This is a genomic window from Marisediminicola senii (assembly GCF_011057645.1).
Taxonomy (GTDB): Bacteria; Actinomycetota; Actinomycetes; order Actinomycetales; family Microbacteriaceae; genus Marisediminicola; species Marisediminicola senii.
In genome coordinates, this window is record NZ_JAALGE010000047.1 from 1 (window position 1) to 23,364 (window position 23,364).

The window sequence follows — 23,364 nt, forward strand, 5'->3', positions numbered from 1 at the left end:
CACCACGACGGCCCCGCCCGCCCGCACCGCGACGGCCCCGCCCGCCCGGTCCGCTACGACCCCGCCCGCCCGCACGGGACGCACCGTCATCGGCGCGGACCGCGCATCGCGGCGCACGTCGACACCCGCCGCGTTCATGCCGATGCTCGCCACTGCTGGCACTGCGCGCGACCTCGACGCCGACGAGCACTGGGCATTCGAACTCAAGTGGGACGGCATCCGCGCCATCGCGACGGTATCCGGCGACACCGTCTCCTTCGTCAGCCGCAACGGCATCGACCTGACACCGTCGTACCCCGAGCTCAGCGCCATCGCCGACCGGGTGCGCGGCGACGCGGTGCTCGACGGCGAGATCGTCGCGATGAACGCGCGGGGGCTACCCGACTTCGGCCTGTTGCAGACCCGCATGAACGCCGCGACGGCACGCGACATCGAGGCGGGCCGTCGCACCGCCCCCGTGCAGTTCGTCGCATTCGACCTGCTCGAGACCGCTGGCCGGTCACTGCTGGCCGAGCCCTACGACGAGCGCCGACGACAGCTCACGACCGTCACCGACGGCGGTGGGGTACTGCAAATTCCCGATGCCATCGACGGCGACATCGCCGACGCGGTCGCCGCGAGCCGCGACCTCGGGCTCGAGGGCGTGATGGCCAAGCGGGTGGACGCCGAATACTCGGCCGGGAGCCGGTCGCGAGCCTGGATCAAGATCAAGCACTACTCGACGCAGGAGGTGGTGATCGGCGGCTGGCGGCCCGGCAGGGGCAACCGGGAGGGAAAGATCGGCTCGCTGCTGATGGGCGTGCACACCCCATCGGGACTGCAGTACGTGGGGAGGGTCGGCACCGGGTTCAGCGACCGCGACCTCGACGCGTTCGCCCGGCGCTTCGCCCGCCTCGGCAGGGCGACGACGCCGTTCGTCGACGTGCCGTCGGCCGACGCATCCGATGCCCACTGGCTGACCCCGAGTCTCGTCGGCGAAGTCGAATTCGCCGAGTGGACGAATACCGGGCGACTGCGCCAGCCGTCGTGGCGCGGATGGCGGCCGGACAAGGTCGCGGGCGACGTCACCGCCGAAGTACCGTAGTCACACTCAACCGTGAAGGATCACACCATGCGACTCAAGTTTCTGTTCATCATCGGAGCCATCGGCGGATACCTCCTCGGTGCGCGCGCCGGCCGCAAGAAGTACGAGCAGCTGAGGGCGAAGGCCAACGAGGCCTGGGAAGACCCCCGCGTGCAGAAGGCGGTCGACGACTCGAAGCACTTCGTGCAGGAGAACGCCCCCATCGTCGCCGAGAAGGTCGCCGAGGGAGCGAAGGTCGCCAGCGAGAAGGTGACCGAGGGAGCCAAGGTCGCGAGCGAGAAGGTCAGCGAAGGCGCCAAGGTCGCCAGCGAGAAGATCGCCGAGACCGCCAAGACCGCCGGTTCCACCGTGTCAGAGGGCACCAGGGCCGCCGTCGCCGGCGCGCAGGACGCCGCCGAGACGATCGCGGTGTCGGCTCGTGTCGCCGCCGACAGGGTCGCCGAGACCGCCAAGGACCTCTCCGAGAAGGTCGCTGGCGTCGCCAAGTCCGTCTCCGGACACGCGCCGTCCGGCCCGACGCACGACGACAACGAGGCGTCGTTCGAGTCCGACGTCGACGGCGTCGTCACGGTGACCACCGACGACAGCGACGAGAGCGCCAGCACCGGCGACATCGACAACGCCGAGGCAGCGCCCACCATCCACCCGGCGGACGCCGCATCCACCGAAGACGGCACCGGGCAGCACCGCGCCTGACCCAGGCCTCGACGATCGGCACCGCGCACCCTCCGAGGGGGCACGTTGCCGATTCTCGGTTAACGCGCGATCGTGTCGGGGTCGATCGTGCCGATCACCCCGGTCATGGGTCGGATGCCGCTCAGGCGCTCCGGAGAGAGCACCCGCGTCACCTCGTCGCGCTCCATCAGCCCCGCCGCCACCACGAGGTCGGCGATCGACGCGTTCGTGGTGAGTGCGGTGTGCGCGAGCGACGCGGATGCCGCGTAGCCGATGTACGGCGTGAGCGCCGTCACGACGCCCACCGACGACTCGACCTGCAGCGAGAGGCGCGACAGGTTGGGCGTGATGCCGTCGATGCAGTTCACGCGCAGCGTGCGGCACGCGTTGGTCATCCAGGCGAGGGACTGCAGGATGCTGTGGGCGATCACGGGCTCGAAGGCGTTGAGCTGCAGCTGCCCGCCCTCCGCCGCGGCGGTGACCGTGGCATCCGCCCCGATCACGCTGAAGGCGACCTGGTTCACCACCTCGGGAATCACCGGATTGACCTTGCCAGGCATGATCGACGAGCCTGCCTGGCGCGGTGGCAGGTTGATCTCGCCGAGGCCCGCCTGCGGGCCCGATGACAGCAGCCGCAGGTCGTTGCAGATCTTCGACAGCTTGACCGCCGCCCGCTTGAGGGTGCCACTCAGCGTCATGAAGATGCCGGCGTCCGACGACGCCTCGATGAGGTTCTCGGCCGTCTCCATCGGGATGCCCGTCACGTCCGTCAGCGCGATGCAGCACGCGGCGGAATAGCGCGGATCGGCCGTGATTCCGGTGCCGATCGCGGTCGCGCCCATGTTGATCTCGTTGAGCCACGGAATGACCTCGCTGAGCCGGTCGTAGTCCTCGCCGAGGGTGTGCGCGAAGCCGGTGAATTCCTGGCCGAGGGTCATCGGCACCGCATCCTGCATCTGGGTGCGGCCGACCTTGAGGATGCCGGCGAACTCGGTGCCCTTGGCCGCGAACGACTCGGTGAGCCTGGCGTGCTCGGCGAGCAGCCGCTGCACGCCGAACACCATGGCCAGCTTGATGGCCGTCGGGTAGACGTCGTTGGTGCTCTGGCTGCGATTGACATCGTCGATGGGATGCAGCGCCGCGTAGTCACCGCGCGGCCTGCCCATGATCTCCAGCCCCCGGTTCGCGATCACCTCGTTGGTGTTCATGTTGGTCGAGGTTCCGGCGCCGCCCTGGATGACGCCGACCACGAACTGGTCGTGCCACTGGCCGTCGATGATCTCGCGGCAGACTCGCTGGATGACGTCGGACTTCTCGGCGCTGAGCACCCCGATGCGCTGGTTGGCGATCGCAGAGGCCTGCTTGACGCGGGCCAGCGCCCTGATCAGGTCGGGGTAGACCGAGATCGGGCGGCGGGTGATCGGAAAGTTCTCCAGCGCCCGCGCGGTGTGGATCCCCCAGTACACCGCCGACGGGATCTGCATCGATCCGAGCGAGTCGCTCTCTGTGCGGGTGGGTCCATCCCCCCACCGGCTCTTGCCGATGTGGATGGGGCCGGTCTGGTCGAAGGCCGCGGCGCCGGGCATCGGTCCTGGGGCCGCACCGTCCTGCTGGCCGAATCCGGCCGCTGCGGGCAGGGTGATGGGAGAAGTCTCGTCCACGTCGTCTCGCTTCCTCGTTGCGTCGCGACTGCGCCGTGCCGGGTCTCGACTCCGTGCGAGCGCGAACGGCTCGAGCCTACTGTCGCGACTACGAAACCGGGCCGATCGGCACTGCCCCGGCACGCGGGTCTGACATCGAAATCGAGCCGTCGCCACTCGCGATACGACCGCTCTGGTGTTAGCATTTCTGCGTACTTGAGTCGCAGTGACTCAAGTTTGGAAACCCCGCGATTGCGGCCATTTCACCCCTTGCGGCCAGGCAATATGCGGCGAGAGAGATGGAGTGAAACTATGGCAAACAGCTTCGATCCGTTCCGTGAGCTCGACCGTCTCGCGAGCGCAGTCATCGACACCCGCCAGGGTCCCCGGCTCATGCCGATGGACCTCTACCGTGACGGCGACCACTACGTGATGAGCGCCGACCTCCCCGGCATCGACCCGGGGTCGGTCGACATCGACGTAGACGGCCAGCTGCTCACCATCCGCGCTGAGCGCACCCTCACCAATGTCGACGGCGTCAAGTGGCTGTCACGCGAGCGCCAGGCCGGCTCGTTCCTGCGCCAGCTCAACCTCGGCCAGGGCATCGACACCGAGAGCATCACGGCCAGCTACGACAACGGCGTGCTCAGCGTGACCATCCCGGTGAGCGCCAGGTCGAAGCCGCGCAAGATCGAGGTCACCAGCACCGCGGACTCCGGCAACGGCGGCTCGGTCTCTGGCGGCTCGGTCTCTGGCGGCTCGGTCTTCGGCGGCTCGGGCCAGCAGAGCGTGACCGCGGACTCGTCGAGCGCATCGTCTGACGCGTCGTCGGGAGCCTCCAGCTAACGGCACCCGCACCGCGATTCGGGGCCCGGACTTCGGTCCGGGCCCCGACGCGGTTAATGCAGACTGGGGTGGGTATCCGCATCGACAGGGAGCGCGCATGTCTGACACCGAGCCGGTCGCCTCCGAACCCGTTGCGCCCTCCGCTCTCCTGAGGTTCACCGAGAAACGGATGCCGGCACTGCTGCCCGCGATGGCGACGCGAGCCGTGCGCGGTGCGGTCTCCCGCAGCACCGACCTCGGAACGGTGTGGAGCAGCGACGCGGTGGCCCGGGGTGCGGGGGCTCGGGGTGCGGCGGCGACGCCAGCCGGCGCGGATTCGCCAGACGCGGCAGTCGCACCAGAGGCACTAGTCGCACCACACGCCCTCGTCATCTACCTCACCCGTCGACCCCGCGACTCACGCTGGCTCGCCGGTTCGCTCGCCGTGCGGCTCGGCGCGGTGGTGCTCGTGCCCAGAAGCCTCGACGACGCCGACACGGTGGTGGAGCGGGCGCACCGGCAGCTGGGCACCGATCCGGCGCGCACGACGATCGTCGCCGAAGCGGCTGCCGCGGGCGCCGCCGCTGAGGCCTGCCGCTCATCGTCGGTGAGCAGGCTCGCACTGCTGTACCCGACCGGGCTCGCGGCATCCACCGTCGCCGGTCTTCCCACCACGCTGATCCAGGCCGCACAGTCCGGCGAGAACCGCGCCGCCGTCGTCGCGATCGAGACCGCCATGCGCCGGGCGGGCATCGCGGTACGCGAGACGGAATACGCCGACATCCGCGACGGCTGGGCCCGCTACCCCGCCGTGACCGGCGGATCGAAGCGCGCCCTGAACGACCTCGTCGCATTCATCGAACGCGGCATGGGCAGGGACTCGACGTTCGTCGTCATCCCCGGCTGGGACCTGCACTAGCCGAGGACGCGGCTGTCGCAGCGCAGCGGGAATCGCGCGTCGCGGGTGTCGCGCGCTCAGCGCACCAGCCCGCGCACCTTCTTCAGCTCGGCCAGCGTCGCCGGGTACTCGGTGAGCGTGAGCGCGGCGGAGTGCCGCTCCTTCTCGTAGAGCACACCGAACGCGAAGGCATGCGCGCCCGAGGCCGTGGTGAGCAGGTGCTCCTGCAGCAGCGAGCTGTCGTTGTACTCGCCGAGCACGTCGTGCACGGCCTCGGCCGCACCGGAGATGTGCCGCACCTTGGCGCCGAACACCCCGGCGGGCGGCAGCGTCACCGCGTCGGCGGCGTAGCGCAGGCGCTTGGCGGCCTTGCGGGTCGCGTGCAGCAGCGGAACCCGGCTGAGGTCGTCACGCTCCCCTGCCGCGAATGCCGCCGCCCGCAGTACCCGGCGGATCTCGGCACGCAGCACGGCAGGCACCACGGTGCGCACCGGGTAGTGCGCCTCGTCGGCGAGCGGAGGGCCCGCCACGAGGTCGTCGAGCGCATCCAGCAAGCGAAAGTACGGCTCGGACGACATGGCGACCACGACCCGGTCGTGGGCGGCCGCGTAGCGCTCGTCCCACGCCTCGACCAGGTCGCGTTCCACGTCGTCACCGGCCTCGTCGGTGCGATCCACGAGCACCCTGGCCCGCTCCCGCATCACCTCGGCGTCGCGCGCCTCTCCCAGCACCGCGCCGAGCTGCCGCAGCTGGTCGCGAATCGGGTCGGTCGCCGCACGGTCGAGCACCACGCGGTACGCCGCCAGGATGCTGCGCGCCCTGCGCAGTCGGGTGCGCAGCTGGTGCACGGAGTCGTGCGCGTTCTCCCGCACCTGCGGGTCGAGCGTCTTCAGGTCGGCGATGATGCCGCCCAGCGCGGCGACCACCACCTCGACCGCGGTGCTGTCGCGCGTGAGAGAGACCGGCGCCGGAGCCTCGCCGAGGGTCTCCCGGCCGAGGGCCGTCGCAAGCTTCGAGACGCTGGCCGCCGGTGTCGCCCCCGCCCCGACGAGTACCGCCTCGACGCTGTCGAGCAGGGCGTCGCGCTTCTTCGGCGAGCGCGGTGCGCCGGGCAGCAGTTCTGCTTCCCATTCACGCCAGATGCGCAGGATGCCGGTGCGCGCGTCGCTCGCCGACACCGTGTCGTCGGCCACCTCGACCACGGCGACGCCCTTGCCGTTCAGCAGGTGGGTGATGACGCGGTGAGTGCGCAAGCGGGCGATCACCTCTACCGGGCGGTCGCGTATGTGCACCCGCACGGCAGCGAGCACCGCATCCGGAATGGTCGCCGGGGCGGCGTCGGTGGAGGCAGGGTCAGGGACAGGGGCGGGGTCGGTGGCGGCGTCAGGGGTGGGGGCGGGGTCGGCAGCCTCGTCATCCTCGGCGAGCGGCCAGTGCAGTTCGGTGCGCCCGGTCTCGGCCGGTGACTTGATGTGCCAGCCTTCGTCGCCCCCGCCCGACCGGCGGCGCAGCACGATGCGCTGGGCGGCGAGGTCGCCACGCTCGGTGTCGTAGTAGAACGCGTCGAGGTCGACGGCGCCGACGACCTCGACCTCGCCGATCGCGGCCAGCGGCGGCATCACCGCGCGCTCGTCGACGTCGTACTTGCGCTCGATCTCATTCTGCGTGCTTTTCGCCATGCTTCACACCGTAGACGCGTGAGCACCGCGGAGGTGAGGTTCCCGTTGCGGGCACGCACCGCGCCAGGGGTTAGTCTGAACTCGCGTGGCGATGGAGCCCCGTACGGGGTGGGCAATGACGGGGGTCATGATGGTCGAAACATTCGCAGTACCGACGCAGGCAGTGTGGCGCGACGAGTTGTGGGACACGATCCTCGACATCGCGGCACTGGCCGGCGAGCACTCCTGGGCGCTCGTGGGCAACCAGGCGGTCACCGCGCACGCCCTCGCCGCCGAACGCGGGGCCCTCGCCGCCCCGCTCACCCGCGACCACAGCGGCCACATCGTCACGACCGAGGCCGAGCTCGCCGACCTCGAACTGTCGATGCGGTACCTCGGCTTCACCCTGCAGAAGGGCAGCACCGCGGTCTCGCGGTTCCATCGACGCGATGCCGACGCGGGCAGTGCGGAGCAGCATCCACAATGCTGGACCATCACCGCGGGCGGGTCGGTCTCGTCGATCACGCAGGCGTTCGCCCGCCGGGTGCCCTACCGGGTCACGAAGGGCGCGCGATCGGTGAGCGTTCCGGTGCCCGACCTGCTGTCGGCCGTGGTGTTCGAGGCGTCGCGGTTTGCCCACGATTCCGACGACCCGTTCTCGCACGCGCGCGCCGCGGCATTCCTCGTCGCCCTGATGGACGACCCGGCAGCCGAGGGCGCTCGCATGAGCATCCTCGATCGCTGCACCCTGCGGGCGCTTGACGCGTCGATCGGGTTCGCCAGCCACCACGCGTGGGCGGTGCCGACGACCGGCGCCACCGCGTTCGAGCGCTGGACCGCCCTGCTGCGCATCGCCTGACGCGGAAGGGGCGCCGGCGGCGAGTCCGCCCGGCAGCCCACTGCCAACCGCCCGCCCGGCCGATGCTCGGTACGGTGAGGGGATGACTTCCACGCCCCCGTCAGCACGCAGGAACCCCGTCACGCGCACCCACCACGGCCACGACTTCGTCGACCCGTACGAGTGGCTGCGCGAGAAGCAGAGCCCCGAGGTCATCGCCCACCTCGAGGCCGAGAACGCCTACACCGCCGAGCGGACCGGCCACCTGGATGCCACGACCGAGGCGATCTACTCCGAGATCACGTCGCGCACCCAGCAGACCGACCTCTCGGGTCCGGTGCGCACGGGCGCCTACTGGTACTACACCCGCACCGTGGAGGGAAAGTCGTACGGCGTGTACTGCCGGGTTCCGGTGGCGGGCGACGACGACTGGACTCCCCCGGTGATCGACGGCGACGGCAGCGCGACCGGCGCGACCGGCACCGGCACCGGCAAGGGCACTGGCACCGTGCCGGGCGAGCAGGTGCTCTTCGACGCCAACGCCGCCGCCGAGGGCCACGACTTCTTCTCGATGGGCGGGTTCGACGTGTCGGCCGACGGCACGAAGCTCGCCTGGTCCGTCGACGTCACGGGCGACGAGCGCTACACGCTGCGGGTCACCGACCTCGAGACCGGCATCGTCAGCGACACCGACGTCGTCGAAAACACCGCGGGCGGCGCCCTCTTCTCGCTCGACGGCTCGCACCTCTTCTACACGACGGTCGACGACGCGTGGCGCCCCGACACCGTCTGGCGGCACCGCGTCGGCACCCCCGCGACCGACGACGTCACCGTGTTCACCGAACCCGACGAACGCTACTGGGTGGGCATCGGGCGCACCCGCAGCCGCCGCTACCTCGTGATCGGCCTCGGGTCGAAGATCACCAGCGAAGCCCTGCTGCTCGATGCCGCCGACCCGACCGGCGAATTCTCCGTGGTCTGGCCGCGCGTCGAGGGCGTCGAGTACGAGGTCGAGCACGCAGTGGTGGCGGGCGACGACCGGCTGCTGATCCTGCACAACGACCAGGCGGAGAACTTCGCGCTGGTGGATGTCGCGGCGAGCGATCCCCGTGGCGAACGCTCCGTCGTGCTCGCCCACTCCCCCGACGTGCGCCTCGAGGGCGTCGACGCGTTCGCGACGCACCTCGTCGTCTCGTACCGCCGCGATGCCCTCACCAGGGTCGGCATCGTGCCACTGCGGGCAGACCTGTCGACCGGCCGCATCGCGGGACCTACCGCGCTCGGCGCCATCGAGGGGTACGGCGCACTCGACGAGCTCGCCTTCGACGAGCCGCTGTTCGACGTCGGCATGACGAGCAACCCCGAGTGGAACCAGCCCACCGTGCGCATCGCCTTCACGTCGTTCGTCACCCCGTCGTCGGTGCTCGACTACGACGTGGTCTCCGGCGCCATGCACCTGCTCAAGCGCCAGCCCGTTCTCGGCGGCTACGACCCGGACGACTACGCGCAGGCCCGGGAATGGGCGACCGCGAGCGACGGCACCCTGGTGCCCGTCTCGCTGGTCTGGAAGAAGGACGTGGTCAGCCCCGGGCAGCCCGCTCCCACCCTGCTCTACGGCTACGGGTCGTACGAGATCAGCATCGACCCCACGTTCTCGATCCCCCGGCTGTCGCTGCTCGACCGCGGAATGGTCTTTGCCATCGCCCACGTGCGCGGCGGTGGGGAGCTCGGACGGGCCTGGTACGAGAACGGCAAGACCCTCACCAAGCGCAACACCTTCACCGACTTCATCGCCGTGGCGCAGCACCTCATCGACGCCGGGCACACCACGCCGCAGCAGCTCGTCGCCGAGGGACGCAGCGCCGGCGGGCTCCTCGTCGGCGCCGTCGCGAACATCGCCCCCGAGCTGTTCGCCGGCATCCTCGCGGGCGTACCGTTCGTCGACGCGCTCACGAGCATCCTCGACCCGTCCCTCCCGCTCACGGTCATCGAGTGGGACGAGTGGGGCAACCCACTGCACGACGCCGAGGTCTACGAGTACATGCGCTCGTACACGCCGTACGAAAATGTGCGGGTGGATGCCGCCTACCCGGCGATCCTCGCCGTCACGAGCCTCAACGACACCAGGGTCCTCTACGTCGAGCCCGCGAAGTGGGTGGCGGCCCTGCGGCACGTCGGCTCGAACGCCCTGCTCAAGACCGAGATGTCTGCCGGCCACGGCGGCGTCAGCGGGCGGTACGAGTCGTGGCGGGAGCGCGCGTTCGAGTACGCGTGGGTGCTCGACACCGCGGGGGTGCGTGCGGCAGTGGATGCTGCGGCAGCAGGTACCGCGGGCATTGCCGGTGCGACAGGCGAAGCATCCAGTTCGCCGACGTAGGCTCTTCCTATGCACTCTGAATACACCCCGGCGGCCGGCACCATCACGATGTTCTCCACTACCTGGTGCGGCTACTGCGCCAGGCTCAAGTCGCAGCTCACCAAGGCCGGCATCGGCTACACCGAGATCGATATCGAGAAGGTCGACGGCACCGCGGAACTCGTCGCGAGCATCAACGGCGGCAACCAGACGGTTCCCACCCTGCTGTTTCCCGATGGGTCGTCTGCGACGAACCCGTCGCTGGCCGAGGTCACCGCACGCCTGGGCTGACCCGATTCGCATCGGCCGGCAGCGCGGTCCGCTAGCGTTGCGGGGAGCGATCTCGCAGTCTGAGGTCCCCGTCGAACCGTGATCTGCTGGAGGTCCCCCATGCCCGAGTTTGCCGTTCCTCCCGTTCCCGAGTTCCTGTCGACCTGGATTTCGGCGCAGCGCTGGTACGCCGGCAAGGGCGGCGAGTCCACCTGGGAGCGCGTCGGCGGGTTCTTCCTGGCCGACCCGGCGGGCGATGCCGTGATCTCGGTCAACCTGCTGCTCGATCACGCGCAGCACCCCCTGCTCTACCAGGTGCCGCTCACCGAACGCCGCGAGCGTGTCGCCACCCTCGAGCATGCCCTGATCGGCACTGTCGACGACGGCGACGGGCTCCGCTACCTGTACGACGGACCCCGCGACCCGGCCTTCGCAGCGGCCCTGGTGCGCCTCATCCTCGACGAGGGCGCCGTGCGGCCCGACGACCATTCGCCCGGCCTCGCGGCCCGCGGACACAGCGCGCCGACGACGCCGGCCCTCGAGGTCGTCTCGTCGAAGGTGCTCTCGGGTGAGCAGTCGAACACGTCGATCATCTACGAGACCGCCTCCCTCGACGGGCAGCCGGCGCAGCCGGTGATCTGCAAGATCTTCCGCACCCTGCACCACGGCGAGAACCCCGACGTCACGCTGCTCAGCGCGCTGGGAAGTGCCGGGTCCACCGTCGTCCCGCTCTCGGTCGGGCACATCACCGGCCAGTGGCGCGACGCCGGGGAACCGGCCGGGTTCGCGCACGGGCACCTCTCGTTCGCGCAGGAGTTCCTGCCCGGCGTGCAGGACGCGTGGCGGGTCGCGCTGCTCGCCGCCGAATCCGACGAGGACTTCAGCGAGCGCGCATACACGCTCGGCGAGGCGACCGCCGATGTGCACACCACCCTCGCGGCGGTGCTCCCCACGCGGGCGGCGACGACCGACGACATCGCGGCCGTGATCGCCAGCATGCACGCGCGCTTCGAGCTCGCGGCATCCGAGGTCCCATCCATCGCGCAGTACCGCGATGCCATCGCCGCGGTCTACGCCACGGCGGCGACCGCCGAGTGGCCGGCGATGCAGCGCATCCACGGTGACTTCCACCTCGGCCAGGTGCTCTCGGTACCCGGCCGCGGCTGGGTCATCCTCGACTTCGAGGGCGAGCCGATGCGCCCGATGCGCGAGCGCTCGATGCTCGACTCTCCGCTGCGCGACATCGCCGGCATGCTGCGCTCGTTCGACTACGTCGCGGGCTCGGTCGCGATCTCGCACCCGGGCAGCGCCGCCGCCGCATGGTCGGCCTCCGCGCGCGAGCTGTTCCTCGACGGGTACATCGCGCGCACCGGGTTCGACCTGCGCGCGAACTCGGCCGTGCTCGACGCGTTCGAGATCGACAAGGCGCTCTACGAGGCGGTCTACGAGGCGCGCAACCGCCCGGACTGGCTGTCGATCCCGGTCACCGCGATCGAGCGCCTCGCTCACCGCACGGCGCCCACCGGCTGACGTCGGCTGTCACCACGCCCGGCTGACGTCGCACCGGCTGCCGACGCCCGCTGTCACCACGCGTGGCTGGCGTCACACCCGCTGACGCCCACTTTTATCATTCAGGAACGCCGGCGGGAGTTCTTTCATCATTCAGGAACCCAGCCAGGACCCGCGCCGTTGTATTGAGTACGGCGCGCGTAATGAGCGCCGATGAGGCCCCGGTGCATGGATGCTGCGGCGGCATGCAGCATCCATCGCCCCAGCTCATCCCCGCTCCTGAATGATGAAAGCGGGCAGCCCCGTCACGTCGGGTAACCGGCCGTCACCCCAACTGGCGCGACCCCGGCCCGCCCGCGACTACATCTTCGCGGCGGCCAGTGCGGTACGCAGCAGGTGCATGAGCGCATCGAGCTGCAGGCTCGACTCGGCAGCCACGGCGGAGTCGTCGCCGTCGAGGGCCCGCGCCGCGAGCCCCGCCTTGCTGTCGATCAGCTCGGCGATCTTCGCGTCGATGGTCTGCGACGCGATGATGCGCCACGCCGTGACGGGCTCCTCCTGGCCGATGCGGTGCACGCGGTCGATGGCCTGAGTCTGCTCGGCGCTCGTCCAGCTGAGTTCGGCGAGCACGACGTTCGACGCGGCCTGCAGGTTGATGCCGACGCCTGCGGCAGTGAGCGACGCGACGACCACCGATACGTCGGGATCGTTGTTGAACGCGTCGACCTGCGACTGGCGGAACGCCGCCGTCTGGTCCCCGCGGATCGATACGGTCTTGAGCCCGCGCTTGGCGAGGGTCTCCTCCGCCGCGTCCATCACGTCGACGTGCTTGGCGAAGAACACCACCTTGCCGACGGAACGGGCGAGCTGCGCCGTGTAGTCCGCAGCGAGCACGGCCTTCGCCTGCCCGATCTTGCGCACCATGGTGAAGACGTTCTCGCCGGTCTTCGCAGCCTTCGACTCCTCGAGTTCGGCCTGCGCGACGAGCCGGATGAGGGCGCCGCGATCGAGATCGTCGGGGTTCTTTGACATCGCGATGCCGCGGGTGTACCGGTCGAGCAGGCGCTTCGACAGCGCGGCCTCGGCGTCGCGGATGGTGCGCCCGATCTCGTCGTCGAGTTCGACGGGCAGGTCGGCGATGCGCTTCGACGGCAGGTCGGCCGCGACGTCCATCTTCTTGCGACGCACGATGCCCATGTCGATCACGGTCTGCCTGGCCTCGGCGAAGAAGCCGAAGTCGGCCGGGGTGAGCCCGGTGTCTTCGAGGCGGTCCATCAGCTCGGCGGTGGGCTTCTCGCCGTCGATCCAGCCGAGGAACTGCCAGATGGCGCGGAAGTCGTCGATGGTGTTGATCAGCGGGGTTCCGGTAAGCGCGATCATCAGCGCGCGACGCGACCTGGCGCGGATGCTCGCCGCGAGCGACAGCACGTGCTTCGATCGCTGCGACTCGCGGTTCTTGATGAAGTGCGCCTCGTCGACGACCATGCCCTGGAAACCGAGGGTGCGCAGCCATCCGACGTGCCGGTCGAGCACGTCGTAGTTGACGATCACGACGTCGGCGAATGCGTCCAGGTCCTGGCCAGACCCGTGGATCACCGTCGCGGTCTTGTTCGGGGTCCACAGCCCGACCTCGCGCGCCCAGTTCATCTTTACGACGTTGGGCGTGACGACGAGTAGCGGATAGGAATTCGACGCGGATGCCGCGAGCAACGCCTGCGCGGTCTTGCCGAGTCCCGGCTCGTCGGCAAGCAGGTAGGTGCGGTGGCCGTCGCGAACGCTCGCGACGAACTCGGCCTGGTGCGTGAACAGCTCGAGGCCAGGCGGAACGCGGCGGTCGAGCGCGGTCGGCTCCGGCAGCTCCATGCTGGCGACGTTGCCGCCCGAGCCGTACTCGAACGCGCGGAACAGCGGTTCGAGCAGCTCCCAGTTCGCGAGACGGTGAGTGGTGGGGCGCTGCGGGATCGGCTGGCTGAAGTCGGGGGCGAGAAAGGGGTTCGCGAGCTGGCGGGCGACGACCGACTGCGGAACGACCTGTCGCTCGACAGCGGGGGCCACGGGCTCGGGGGCCGCGGCGATGACGAGGTCATCTGGACTCATCTCGACCCCTGAGGCCATCAGGATGTCGCGGCGCAGCGACTTCGCGGCATCCGACACCGTTGCACCCTCGGCCAGCAGCTGGATGAGCGACGTGTCGCGGGCGGCGGTCTTGGCGAGGATGGTCGCGACGCCGTCGAGGCGCTTGAGCAGCTCTGCCCGGTCGGAGTCGGAGATCTCGGTGTCTGCCTTGGCCCGGCTGCGCTCCTCGCGCATGAGCAGGGCGACGACCTGGAACTTGGTGCGATTCGACGGGCCGACCTTGCCGCGCTCCGCGGCGGATTCGATCTCGCGCACGGCCCTGGCGAGTACCGGGATCACGCCGACCTCGTCACCCGGGCGCGCGCGCCGCTGGCCCGCGGAACGGGACCGGTTCGACGACTGCGAGCGCTGCGGCGCCTTGGACTGGCTGGACCTGGCCATTTCACTCCTGAACTCTGCCCGCGAACACCCGTCGGACCTGGAACCATGCCGGTCTGGACTCCCCCGATGGAAGGCCTCTCACTGACCGAACGGCGACGGACCGAGACTCGAGCAACCTGCGGACAGGGTCGAGACGACGATGGGATCCGTCGAACGCTGCACACCACACTACGCGCACCGGGCGACAACCTGCGCATTTACCCCACGACACGAGAAACAAAGAAGTGTAGCCTCTTTCGGGGTCGGACTCGCCGCCCGTTGTTTACCCGCAGTCAAGGTAACGATGATTGGGTAGACGAATGGCATACACGGCCCAGTACCCTCGGCCCGACCACTTCATCCTGCACCTCAGCGACACCCACCTCGTGGGTGGTGACCGTCCGCTCTACGGTGCCGTCGACAGCGAGAAGCTGTTGCGCCAGCTCTTCGACGAGCTCGAGGAGTCCGGCGCCCGCCCGGAGGCCATCGTGTTCACCGGCGACCTGGCCGACAAGGGCGAGGCGGAGGCGTACGCAAAGCTGCGTGCGATCGTCGACCCGGCCGCAGAACGCCTCGGCACCCAGGTGATCTGGGTGATGGGCAACCACGACAAGCGCCCCGAGTTCCGCAAGCACCTGCTCGACCAGCAGCCGTCGGAGCACTCGGTCGACCGCGTCTACGACATCAACGGCCTGCGCATCATCGCGCTCGACTCCACGGTGCCGGGGCACCACCACGGCGAGGTCAGCAGCGACCAGCTCGACTGGCTCGCCGAGGAACTCTCGATCCCTGCGCCGCACGGCACCATCCTCGCGCTGCACCACCCGCCGGTCCCCAGCGTGCTCGACCTCGCGGTGCTGGTCGAACTGCGCGACCAGCCCGGGCTCGCCGAGGTCATCCGCGGCTCCGACGTTCGCAGCATCATCGCCGGTCACCTGCACTACTCCACCACCGCGACCTTCGCGGGCGTTCCCGTGTCTGTAGCCTCGGCGACCTGCTACACGCAGGACCTCAACGTGCCCGTCGGGGGAACCCGGGGCCGTGACGGCGCCCAGTCGTTCAACCTGGTGCACGTCTACGACGACACCGTGCTGCACTCGGTCGTTCCGATCGGCAACTACCCCACCGTCTCCGCGTGGGTCACCGCCGAAGAGACCGCGAACATCCTGCAGAGCCACGGCATCACCATCGACGACGCGGTGAACCCGCACGTGGAAGCCGAGCCGCCGCTGACCATGCCCATCCGCACGATCGCGGTGCGCTGAGCGAACCGCTCCGCACCGCCGCGAAACGCCCCGCTATCCGGTCTGCGATTCCCTCGTGGCGTCGACCCCGGAGAGGTGCCCGACTTTCTCCCAGGGCGCGGCGATGGGAAAGTACCTGTCCAGGAATGACAGGACCTCGGATGCCCGTTCCGCTGCGTCGATCTCGGGAAAGCTGCCGTCGTTCAGGCAGAAGAAGTCGAACGACCGCCTCTTGAGCAGCCGGCGCAACTGGCGGAGCCCCTCCCGCATGGTCGTGTCGACGTACATGACCTTCGCCTGGGTCTGCACGACGGCGCGCCCGGTCATCAGCGCGTAGTAGTGGTACAGCGAGTTCGTCACCGAGATGTCGGTCATCGAACGGAACGCGCTGGCGCTGGTGCGACGGAAGTCCTCGGGGAATTCGCGTTCGAGATCGAACAGCACCGACTTGCGCAGCGGTGTCGCCGCGTGCTCGAGGTGCCGGGTGGTGATGCGCCCGAACTTCTCCTGCAGCAGGCTGCGGTTCACGCGGGCCGCGTTCTCGAAGCCGCTGCGGGTCGAGTTGCTCTCGCCGAGGCCGATGCGCGTCGGCGCCTCGATGAACTTGGTCAGGCCGCCGGGCGAGAAGAACATGCTCGGCGAGACGGGACGGCCGAAGAACATGTCGTCGTTCGAGTACAGGAAGTACTCGCTGAGCCCCTCGATGTGGTGCAGCTGGCTCTCGACGGCGTGCGAGTTGTGCGTCGGCAGCACCGACGGGTCCTGAAAGAAGTCCTCGCTGCGCAGGATGGTCACGCGCGGGTGCTCGTCGAGCCACGCCGGGCGGGGCGAGTCGGTGACTATGTAGATGTTGCGGATCCACGGCGCGAACAGGTGCACGGAGCGCAGCGCGAACTTCAGTTCGTCGATCTGTCGGAAGCGCGCCTCCGAGTTGTCACCCTCTCCCACCACGTAGCTCTCCATGCGCTTGGCGCGCGCGCGTTGCCACTCGATGGATGCGCCGTCGACCCAGGAGAAGACGATGTCGATGTCGAAGTTGACGTCGCTGGCGTGCGGGCCGAACATGCCGTCGAGGGTCGGCCAGGTCTCGCCGTACATCTCGACCTCGCCGGGGGTCGCCTCGGCGGCCGGCAGCGTATTGCGCATCAGGGCGTTCTCGCTCGGGGCGATGATGGTGTCGCCCTTCCACTCCCACAGTTCGAGGCGCACGCCGGTCGATGCGCCATAGCGCAGGCGACCCTGGGGTTCGATGCGGGGGCGGTACAGGGTGAACGCGCGGGCGCGGGAATCGGTCGCGAGGGATCCTTCGGCGACGAGCACGGTGGGGCTGTCGCGGCGGCCGGTCTCGGGGCGCGAGTAGAAGGGTTCGTTGGCGCAGGCCTTGGCGAGGGCCGTGCGGAGTTTCTTGCGCATGGCCCAGTCGACGGCGAGGACCAGGCGGTCGTCGCTGCCCCGCACGAGGAAGAAGCGGATGCCAGCGGCATCCAGCACGGAACGAATGAAGAGCAGGTCTTCGACCATCGATTCGCGGGGCGTGAGGTGCCCGTTCACGAGGGTGAAGAGGCCCTTGCGCACGACGATGTCGGATCGCTTGATTACTCCGGGGGATGCCAGTGACGACATCACCACGGGTGCGATGGTTTCTTTCATGAATGCCCGATCTGCGCTGCAACCGGGCCGCTGGTGCGACGGGAGTACAGCACCCTTCATTATCACCCCCGGTCGCGCCTGCGCCGATTCGCCCGTGACGAACGCGATAAAGCGCCGGTCAGAGGTGGATTCAGCGGCGAGCGGCGTTGCGATCCTCCGGGTTGCGCATCTTGATGAGCACGCCTGCGGCCATGAAGACCAGGCCGGCCACTGGCTGCGCCGCACGCCAGCCCCAACCCTCGAACGGGAGCGGCACGACCGGGTTCCACGCGATCACGACCGGGGCGAGCGCGACGGCCCACCACCAGTGCTTCGCCTGCACCGCGAAGACGCAGACGATGAGCGCCAGGATGCAGATCGCGTAGCGGATCCAGGTGAATCCGTCAGTGCCGACCAGCGCCACGCCCGCGAGCAGCACGATGGTAGCGAGGATGCCGGGCGCGAGTGCGGGACGCCGGAATTCCGGCGTCGGATAGGACGTCACGCCAGGGTTGCCGCGCTCAGCGGTTCGGCCGGGAGTACTGGTCGGTGCGGATGACCGAGATCGGCGTGGTCATCGGCGGCTGCTCGCGCAGGCGCACGAGGGCGGGGCGCAGCTCCGCTAGCCATGCCTCGTACCCGGCGTCGGTGAGGTGCAGGCGGTCGTCGGAGTACGCGGGGTTGAGCTCGCCGTCTTCGAGGGCGAGGGCGGGCCACAGGTCGAGGAACTGCGCCCGCACCGTGCGCGAGAACTGGCGCAGGTGGATGTTGGCGTCCTGGATGCGGCCGGCGAATTCGCGGCCGCGGGGCAGCACCGACTGCACGAGCATGCGGGATCCCGGCAGTTCGCGGCGCAGCGAGACGCACAGGCTCTCGATGTTGCGCACCAGGTGCTCGACGGTCTGGCGGGTGCCGAGGTCGTTGGTGCCGATGAGCACGATGATCTCGTCGGGGTGAACGGCGACGATGTCGTCGAGGCGGCCGAGCAGGTCATCGGTGGTGCTCCCACCGACACCCATGTTGATGACGTTGAGGTCCGGGAACCATTCTCCCCATGCGCCGGCTTCGGTCAGGCTGTCGCCGAGGAACACGACGGTGTCCTTCTCGTCGTCCCGCGAACGGTCGCCCGGGTCCGGGCTGTCGGATACGTGCGAATCGGTCATGTGAACCTCCCGATAGTGGCGCATTCGGCTGCGAGCGCTCCCCCATTGTGCTGCCTGCGGCTGGGAATCGCCAGCCGGAGCGACCCGCGCAGTCCGCTCAGCGCTGGGGGGTGGATGCGTCTTCCTTGGCGTTCGCGGCGGTCCGCGCCTCGGCCAGCGCGGTGATCTTCGTCGCCATCGAGGTGAAGATGACGCCGTGGAACGGCAGGATCGCGAACCAGTACAGGCGTCCCCCGAGACCCTGCGGGAAGAAGATCGCGCGTTGCGTGTAGCGCGAGCCCGCGGCATCCGGGTCCGCAGTCAATTCCAGCCACGCGCGCCCGGGCAGTTTCATCTCGGCGCGCAGGCGCAGGAAGCGGCCGTGGTCGATCTCCTCGACCCGCCAGAAGTCGAGGGCGTCGCCGGTGGCGAGGCGGTCGGCGTTGCGGCGTCCCCTGCGCAGGCCCACCCCGCCCACGAGCTTGTCCATCACGCCGCGCGCGGCCCACGCGACCGGCAGCGAGTACCAGCCGTTCTCGCCGCCGATTCCCTCGATGACCTTCCACAGTTCGTCGACGCTCGCCGTCGACTGACGCTGCTTGAAGTCGATGAAGACGGTGTGGCCCGTCCAGTCCGGATCGCTGGGCAGCAGGTTGGCGGGGGCGCCGTCGACCGAGGAGTTCTGCCAGCTGGTCTCGACCTCGCCGATGCGCATTCGGCCGAGGGCGAGTCGCACGGCCCGGCGATAGGGGGTGAGGCCGCCTTCGGGCTGCGGGATGTAGTCGTCGATGTCGTTCTCGTGGATCACGCAGTCGTACTGCAGCGACGCGATGATCGGCACGGCGAGCGCGCGCGGAATGGGGGTGACGAGGTTGACCCACTGGGAGGCCAGCCACGGTGTCAGTACCGGGAGCGATGCGATCGGGCGCTGCTTGAGCCCGGCTTCGAGGGCGTAGCCGTTCATCATCTGGCCGTACCGCAGCACGTCGGGGCCGCCGATGTCGAACGTGCGGTTGACCTCGGGCGGCAGGTCGGCCGCGCCGACGAGGTAGTGCAGCACGTCGCGCACGGCGATGGGCTGGATGAAGTTGCGCACCCACTTCGGCGCCGGCATGTATGGCAGCACGTCGGTGAGGTGGCGGATCATCTCGAAGGAGGTGGATCCGGATCCGATGACCACGCCCGCCTGCAGCGCCGCGGTCGGAACGCCGGAAGCCATCAGGATGCGGCCGACCTGGGCGCGGGAGCGCAGGTGGGGCGAGAGCTTGCCGTCGGGGTGCAGGCCACCGAGGTAGACGATGCGTTCGACGCCCGCGGTTCGCGCCGCGATGGCGACGTTCCTCGCGGCGTCCTTCTCCCCCTTCTCGAAGTCGCCGGCCACCCCCATGCCGTGCACGAGGTAGTAGAGCACCTGAACGTCGCGCACCGCGTCGACGAGCGACTCGGCGTTCTCGAGGTCGCCGACGACGACCTCGACCTGGTCGGCCCAGGGAACGTCGGTCATCTTCGCCGGGTTGCGCACCAGCACGCGCACGGTGAAGCCCGCCTCGAGGAGCCTGGGAACCAGGCGACCGCCGATGTATCCCGTGGCGCCGGTGACCAGGACTCTTCGCTGTGTTTCCATCGTCCAACAGTAGTTAGGCGGGTGGTGACGGGCCCGGCCCGTCGGGCGACGGAAGGTGGATTGCCAGCCTGCGATGCCCTGTCGGCGGGCGACCCCGGGTAAAATCGAGGACCTGCCCCGGACTTCGGCACCTCCCTCCCCCCGCCGAAAGTTGTGGTCATGCAGGCTCCGATGCTCACCCCGACCCGGGTCGAGGGTGCCCCCGTGTACGACCTGGCGACCGGCCGGGACGTGGCGATCGAGGGCGACGCGCTCGCCACGGTCACCAGCGTGTCGGTGAGCGACCGCGAATGCCGGCCAGGCGCCCTGTTCGCGGCGCTGCCCGGCCAGAACGGCCACGGCGCGCGATTCTCCACGGCGGCGCGGGATGCGGGGGCGGTCGCGGTACTGACCGACCTGCGCGGTGCCTCCCTCGCGAGGGAGAGCGGTCTTCCCCTTCTCGTCACCCCCGATCCGCGCCGCGCGCTCGGTGCGATCGCTGCCCGGGTGTACGGAACAGACCGGGTGCGCCCCCGGCTGTTCGGGGTCACCGGAACGAACGGCAAGACCACGACGGTGCACGTGCTCGACGCCATTCTCGGGGCGCTCGGCGTGCGGTCCGGCTGCAGTTCGACCGTGCATCGCCGCAGCGGCGCGACGTCGGTCTCCAGCAGGCTGACCTCTCCCGAGGCGCCGGAGCTGCACGCGCTGCTGGCCAGGATGAACGAGGATGCGACGGAGGCCGCCGCGGTCGAGGTCAGCGCACAGGCGCTGACGAACCAGCGCATCGGCGGCGTCACCTTCGATGTCGCGGGGTTCACCAACCTGAGCCACGACCACCTCGACGAGTACGGGTCAATGAACGACTACCTCGCCGCGAAGATCGCGCTCTTCCAGCCCGACCGGGCGCGAAACGGCGTCGTCTCCCTCGACTCCCCCGCCGGGGCGACGGTCGTCGAATCCGCCCGTATTCCCGTCACCACAATCACCTCGAGACCCGGCGTGCACGCCGACTGGCGCGTGCACGACGTCGCGGTGCGGGAGACGAGCACCCGGCTGCAGGTGACCGGTCCCGGCGGGCAGCACCTCGAGGCCGAGATCCCGCTGCTCGGCGGGCACATGGCGGCGGACTTCGGGCTGGCACTCGTGATGCTGGTCGTCGGCGGGTATGACTTCGGGGAGCTGCGGCGACGCGTGGAACGCGGCATCCATGTCGATGTCTCCGGACATACCGCCCTGGTCTCGGGAGCGACCGGGCCGCGCGTGTACGTCGACATCTCGCACACGCCGGACTCCACCGAGAAGAACCTGACCGCGCTGCGCGGCCTCGCTCGGGGGCCGCTGGTCGTCGTGATGGGTGCGGACGGCGACAAGGATGCGACGAAGCGGGGCCCGATGGGTGCGGTGGCGGCTGCAGGCGCCGATGTCGTGGTGATCACCGACCACCATTCGCGGTACGAGGACCCGGCCAGCATCAGGCGGGCGCTGGTCGCGGGGGCCGAGAGTATCGGGGGCACCTCGACGGTGCTGGACATCGGCGATTCGCGCGTCGCGATCCGGCGTGCGATCGCGCTGGCCGGGGAGAGCGGTACGGTGCTGTGGACGGGCCCCGGCAGCTATGACTATCGCGTGATCGAGGGTGTCGACGTGCCGTATTCGCCCCGAATGGATGCCGCGGCCGCCCTCACCGAAGCGGGGTGGCCGGCAGCCGACCCCCTGGTCGGCGCTCGCGTCGCCGCGGGGGCGTCGGGTCGGGGGTAGGTGCTGCGTCCTCCATAGGTGCGGGTTTGGTGGGCTTGGGGCGGGGGCCTTGTCCTCCACGGGTGCGGGGTTGGTGGGTTCTCCACTGATGTTGTCCGGGGCCCGCTCGGGTGTTGTGTGTGGTGTTGGCTGGGGGTATGCAATGTTCGCAAAACACCCCGGACCAGCGTGTTTGTTGGGGTTCGAGGGTGCGGGAATGTCGGTGGTGGGGTGTTGACTGAAGCCATGAACCGCTCGGAATTCATGCCGGATCTGGCGTCGATGACGCCCGAGGAGCAGGCCGATTGGACCGCGGAGCTCGGCCCCGACGAGGTGAACATCATCGACGGTGACGCGCTGTTGGAGGGGTTGGTGCAGTCCCGTCGGGAGCGGGCGCAGCAGGCCGCGTTCGAGTTCGCGAGGGTGGACCAGTTCCGGAGGCACCGCGAAGACTGCACTGCGGGGCGGACCGACAGGTCGGGTTTGTTTGGGCGGGCGTTGCGGGCGGAACTCGCCGCCGCGTTGTGCATCCCGGAGGTCGCCGCGGAAGCTTTGCTGGTGCGCTCCCGCACCCTGATCGATGATGTGCCGGAGACGTTGTGGCGGTTGGGGGTGGGTCGGTTCTCGGAACGGCACGCCACCATCATCGCCGACCTCACCGCAGGGCTCACCCGAGAACAGGTACGCCAGTTCGAGGAGCAAGTGCTGGAGTACGCGGAGAAGATGACGGTCGGTCTGTTCACACGCAAAGCGGAACAGATCAAGGAACTCATTCAGGCCGCCGATATGGAACAACGCCATACCGAAGCGAGATCGAATCGGGAAGTGTGGGTCGAACCCGGCAGCAACGGGATGGGATGGCTGACCGCATACCTCCCGAACACGCAGATCGTGGCTATCGATAACCGGCTCACCGCTGCCGCCCGATCGTTGCAGGGCGACGGGGAAGACCGCACGATGCGGCAGTTGCGGGCGGACGCGTTCGCGGACATCCTCACCGACCCCGGCGCCGTGCTGCCCGCCGACAAATCCGAGGACGAGGCTGGGGCGACCAGTGGTCTCCGCATCCCGACGGTGCACCGCGGCATCCGCGCTGAGGTGTCCCTGGTGGTGCCGGCCCTGTCGGTGATGGGACAGACCAACACCCCGGGAATGCTCGAGGGTGGTATTCCGATCGATGCGGAAACGGCGCGGGAGTTGGCGGGGAACACGACCGGGTTCACCCGCATCCTCACCCACCCCGAAACCGGGGTGACGCTGTCCTTCGGCAAGGACCGGTACGAAGTCCCCACCGCGCTGAAGCGATACCTGAGGTATCGGGACCAAACGTGCCGGTTCATCGGCTGCACCCGCAGGGCGAAGGTCAGCGACATCGACCACACCATCCCCTGGGCCGGAACCGGCGAAACCACCCACCAGAACCTGGCGCACTTGTGCCGGAACCATCACCGGGTGAAGGACGCCGGATGGGCAGTCACCCAAGCCCACGACGGATCAGGCACGATGACCTGGACCAGCCCACTGGGACGTGAGTATTCGACCGAAGCGGTGCACCCCATCGGCGGCAAAGCAAAGCCACCACAGAACCCATCCGGCGGCGGCGGGGCAAGCGGAGGAGGCGGTGGCGGTGGCAGTGGCGGGGGGGGGGGGCCAAACGAAAGGGGCGGCGACCCCCCCCCCGTCTGGGGGGGGGAAAAAAACCCCCCCCCCCCCGGCACGGCCACCGGGCGCGCCGCACCGGCGGGGCGGGGGGGCGG

General features: G+C 69.4%; 18 protein-coding genes. 11 read left to right on the forward strand and 7 right to left on the reverse strand.

Annotated elements, in window-relative coordinates; genetic code table 11:
• Positions 1–1,084: non-homologous end-joining DNA ligase (ligD, locus tag G5S38_RS12735; protein ID WP_201276680.1), on the forward strand; the 1,084-nt coding region annotated here is incomplete at its 5' end.
• 27 nt (positions 1,085–1,111) lie between these two features.
• Complete coding sequence (locus tag G5S38_RS12740; protein ID WP_165069289.1) at positions 1,112–1,780, forward strand: hypothetical protein; 669 nt, start codon at positions 1,112–1,114, stop codon at positions 1,778–1,780.
• A gap of 59 nt (positions 1,781–1,839) precedes the next feature.
• Here the strand turns inward: G5S38_RS12740 and G5S38_RS12745 are convergent, their stop codons facing one another.
• On the reverse strand, positions 1,840–3,420 hold the full coding sequence (locus tag G5S38_RS12745) for an aspartate ammonia-lyase (RefSeq protein ID WP_268921078.1): 1,581 nt from the start codon (positions 3,418–3,420) through the stop codon (positions 1,840–1,842).
• A 291-nt stretch (positions 3,421–3,711) separates the two neighbouring features.
• On the opposite strand from G5S38_RS12745, the gene G5S38_RS12750 reads away from it, so the two are divergent.
• Positions 3,712–4,245 carry an Hsp20/alpha crystallin family protein gene (locus tag G5S38_RS12750; protein WP_165069291.1) on the forward strand — a complete coding sequence of 178 codons (534 nt, stop codon included), beginning with the start codon at positions 3,712–3,714 and terminating at the stop codon, positions 4,243–4,245.
• A gap of 97 nt (positions 4,246–4,342) precedes the next feature.
• The gene (locus tag G5S38_RS12755; protein WP_165069294.1) at positions 4,343–5,143 is read left to right on the forward strand and encodes an alpha/beta hydrolase family protein; all 801 of its coding nucleotides are present in this window, start codon (positions 4,343–4,345) and stop codon (positions 5,141–5,143) included.
• A 56-nt stretch (positions 5,144–5,199) separates the two neighbouring features.
• Here G5S38_RS12755 and G5S38_RS12760 read toward each other — a convergent pair whose 3' ends face one another.
• Complete coding sequence (locus tag G5S38_RS12760) at positions 5,200–6,801, reverse strand: CYTH and CHAD domain-containing protein (RefSeq protein ID WP_165069296.1); 1,602 nt, start codon at positions 6,799–6,801, stop codon at positions 5,200–5,202.
• A gap of 127 nt (positions 6,802–6,928) precedes the next feature.
• Here G5S38_RS12760 and G5S38_RS12765 point away from each other — a divergent pair, with 127 nt between their 5' ends.
• From G5S38_RS12765 to G5S38_RS12780, 4 genes are all read left to right on the forward strand, one after another.
• A complete protein-coding gene (locus G5S38_RS12765; protein WP_165069299.1) occupies positions 6,929–7,639 on the forward strand; it encodes a hypothetical protein in 711 nt (236 codons plus the stop codon).
• A gap of 82 nt (positions 7,640–7,721) precedes the next feature.
• Positions 7,722–9,995 (forward strand): S9 family peptidase, encoded by a 2,274-nt coding sequence (locus G5S38_RS12770; protein WP_165069302.1) that lies wholly within the window; start codon positions 7,722–7,724, stop codon positions 9,993–9,995.
• Between the two features lie 9 nt (positions 9,996–10,004).
• A complete protein-coding gene (locus G5S38_RS12775) occupies positions 10,005–10,265 on the forward strand; it encodes a mycoredoxin (RefSeq protein WP_165069304.1) in 261 nt (86 codons plus the stop codon).
• A 99-nt stretch (positions 10,266–10,364) separates the two neighbouring features.
• A complete protein-coding gene (locus G5S38_RS12780) occupies positions 10,365–11,774 on the forward strand; it encodes a maltokinase N-terminal cap-like domain-containing protein (RefSeq protein ID WP_165069307.1) in 1,410 nt (469 codons plus the stop codon).
• A 339-nt stretch (positions 11,775–12,113) separates the two neighbouring features.
• On the opposite strand, the gene G5S38_RS12785 is transcribed toward G5S38_RS12780, so the two are convergent.
• Entirely contained in the window at positions 12,114–14,270 is a 2,157-nt protein-coding gene (locus G5S38_RS12785) for a DEAD/DEAH box helicase (RefSeq protein WP_165069310.1), read from the reverse strand.
• A gap of 299 nt (positions 14,271–14,569) precedes the next feature.
• On the opposite strand from G5S38_RS12785, the gene G5S38_RS12790 reads away from it, so the two are divergent.
• Entirely contained in the window at positions 14,570–15,514 is a 945-nt protein-coding gene (locus G5S38_RS12790; protein ID WP_165069312.1) for a phosphodiesterase, read from the forward strand.
• Positions 15,515–15,547: 33 nt separating this feature from the next.
• Here G5S38_RS12790 and G5S38_RS12795 read toward each other — a convergent pair whose 3' ends face one another.
• The 4 genes from G5S38_RS12795 to G5S38_RS12810 all read right to left on the reverse strand — a co-directional run bounded on the left by G5S38_RS12795 (position 15,548) and on the right by G5S38_RS12810 (position 19,888).
• Positions 15,548–17,143 (reverse strand): stealth family protein, encoded by a 1,596-nt coding sequence (locus tag G5S38_RS12795; protein ID WP_165069315.1) that lies wholly within the window; start codon positions 17,141–17,143, stop codon positions 15,548–15,550.
• A gap of 130 nt (positions 17,144–17,273) precedes the next feature.
• Complete coding sequence (locus G5S38_RS12800) at positions 17,274–17,627, reverse strand: DUF6804 family protein (RefSeq protein ID WP_165069317.1); 354 nt, start codon at positions 17,625–17,627, stop codon at positions 17,274–17,276.
• Positions 17,628–17,643: 16 nt separating this feature from the next.
• Entirely contained in the window at positions 17,644–18,285 is a 642-nt protein-coding gene (locus G5S38_RS12805; protein WP_165069320.1) for a GDSL-type esterase/lipase family protein, read from the reverse strand.
• Positions 18,286–18,382: 97 nt separating this feature from the next.
• Positions 18,383–19,888, reverse strand: coding sequence for an SDR family oxidoreductase (locus G5S38_RS12810; RefSeq protein ID WP_165069321.1), 1,506 nt, complete (start codon positions 19,886–19,888; stop codon positions 18,383–18,385).
• A 159-nt stretch (positions 19,889–20,047) separates the two neighbouring features.
• Here G5S38_RS12810 and G5S38_RS12815 point away from each other — a divergent pair, with 159 nt between their 5' ends.
• On the forward strand, positions 20,048–21,628 hold the full coding sequence (locus tag G5S38_RS12815; RefSeq protein WP_235929064.1) for a Mur ligase family protein: 1,581 nt from the start codon (positions 20,048–20,050) through the stop codon (positions 21,626–21,628).
• 225 nt (positions 21,629–21,853) lie between these two features.
• A partial coding sequence (locus G5S38_RS12820; RefSeq protein ID WP_165069324.1) for an HNH endonuclease occupies positions 21,854–23,364 on the forward strand: 1,511 nt, incomplete at its 3' end.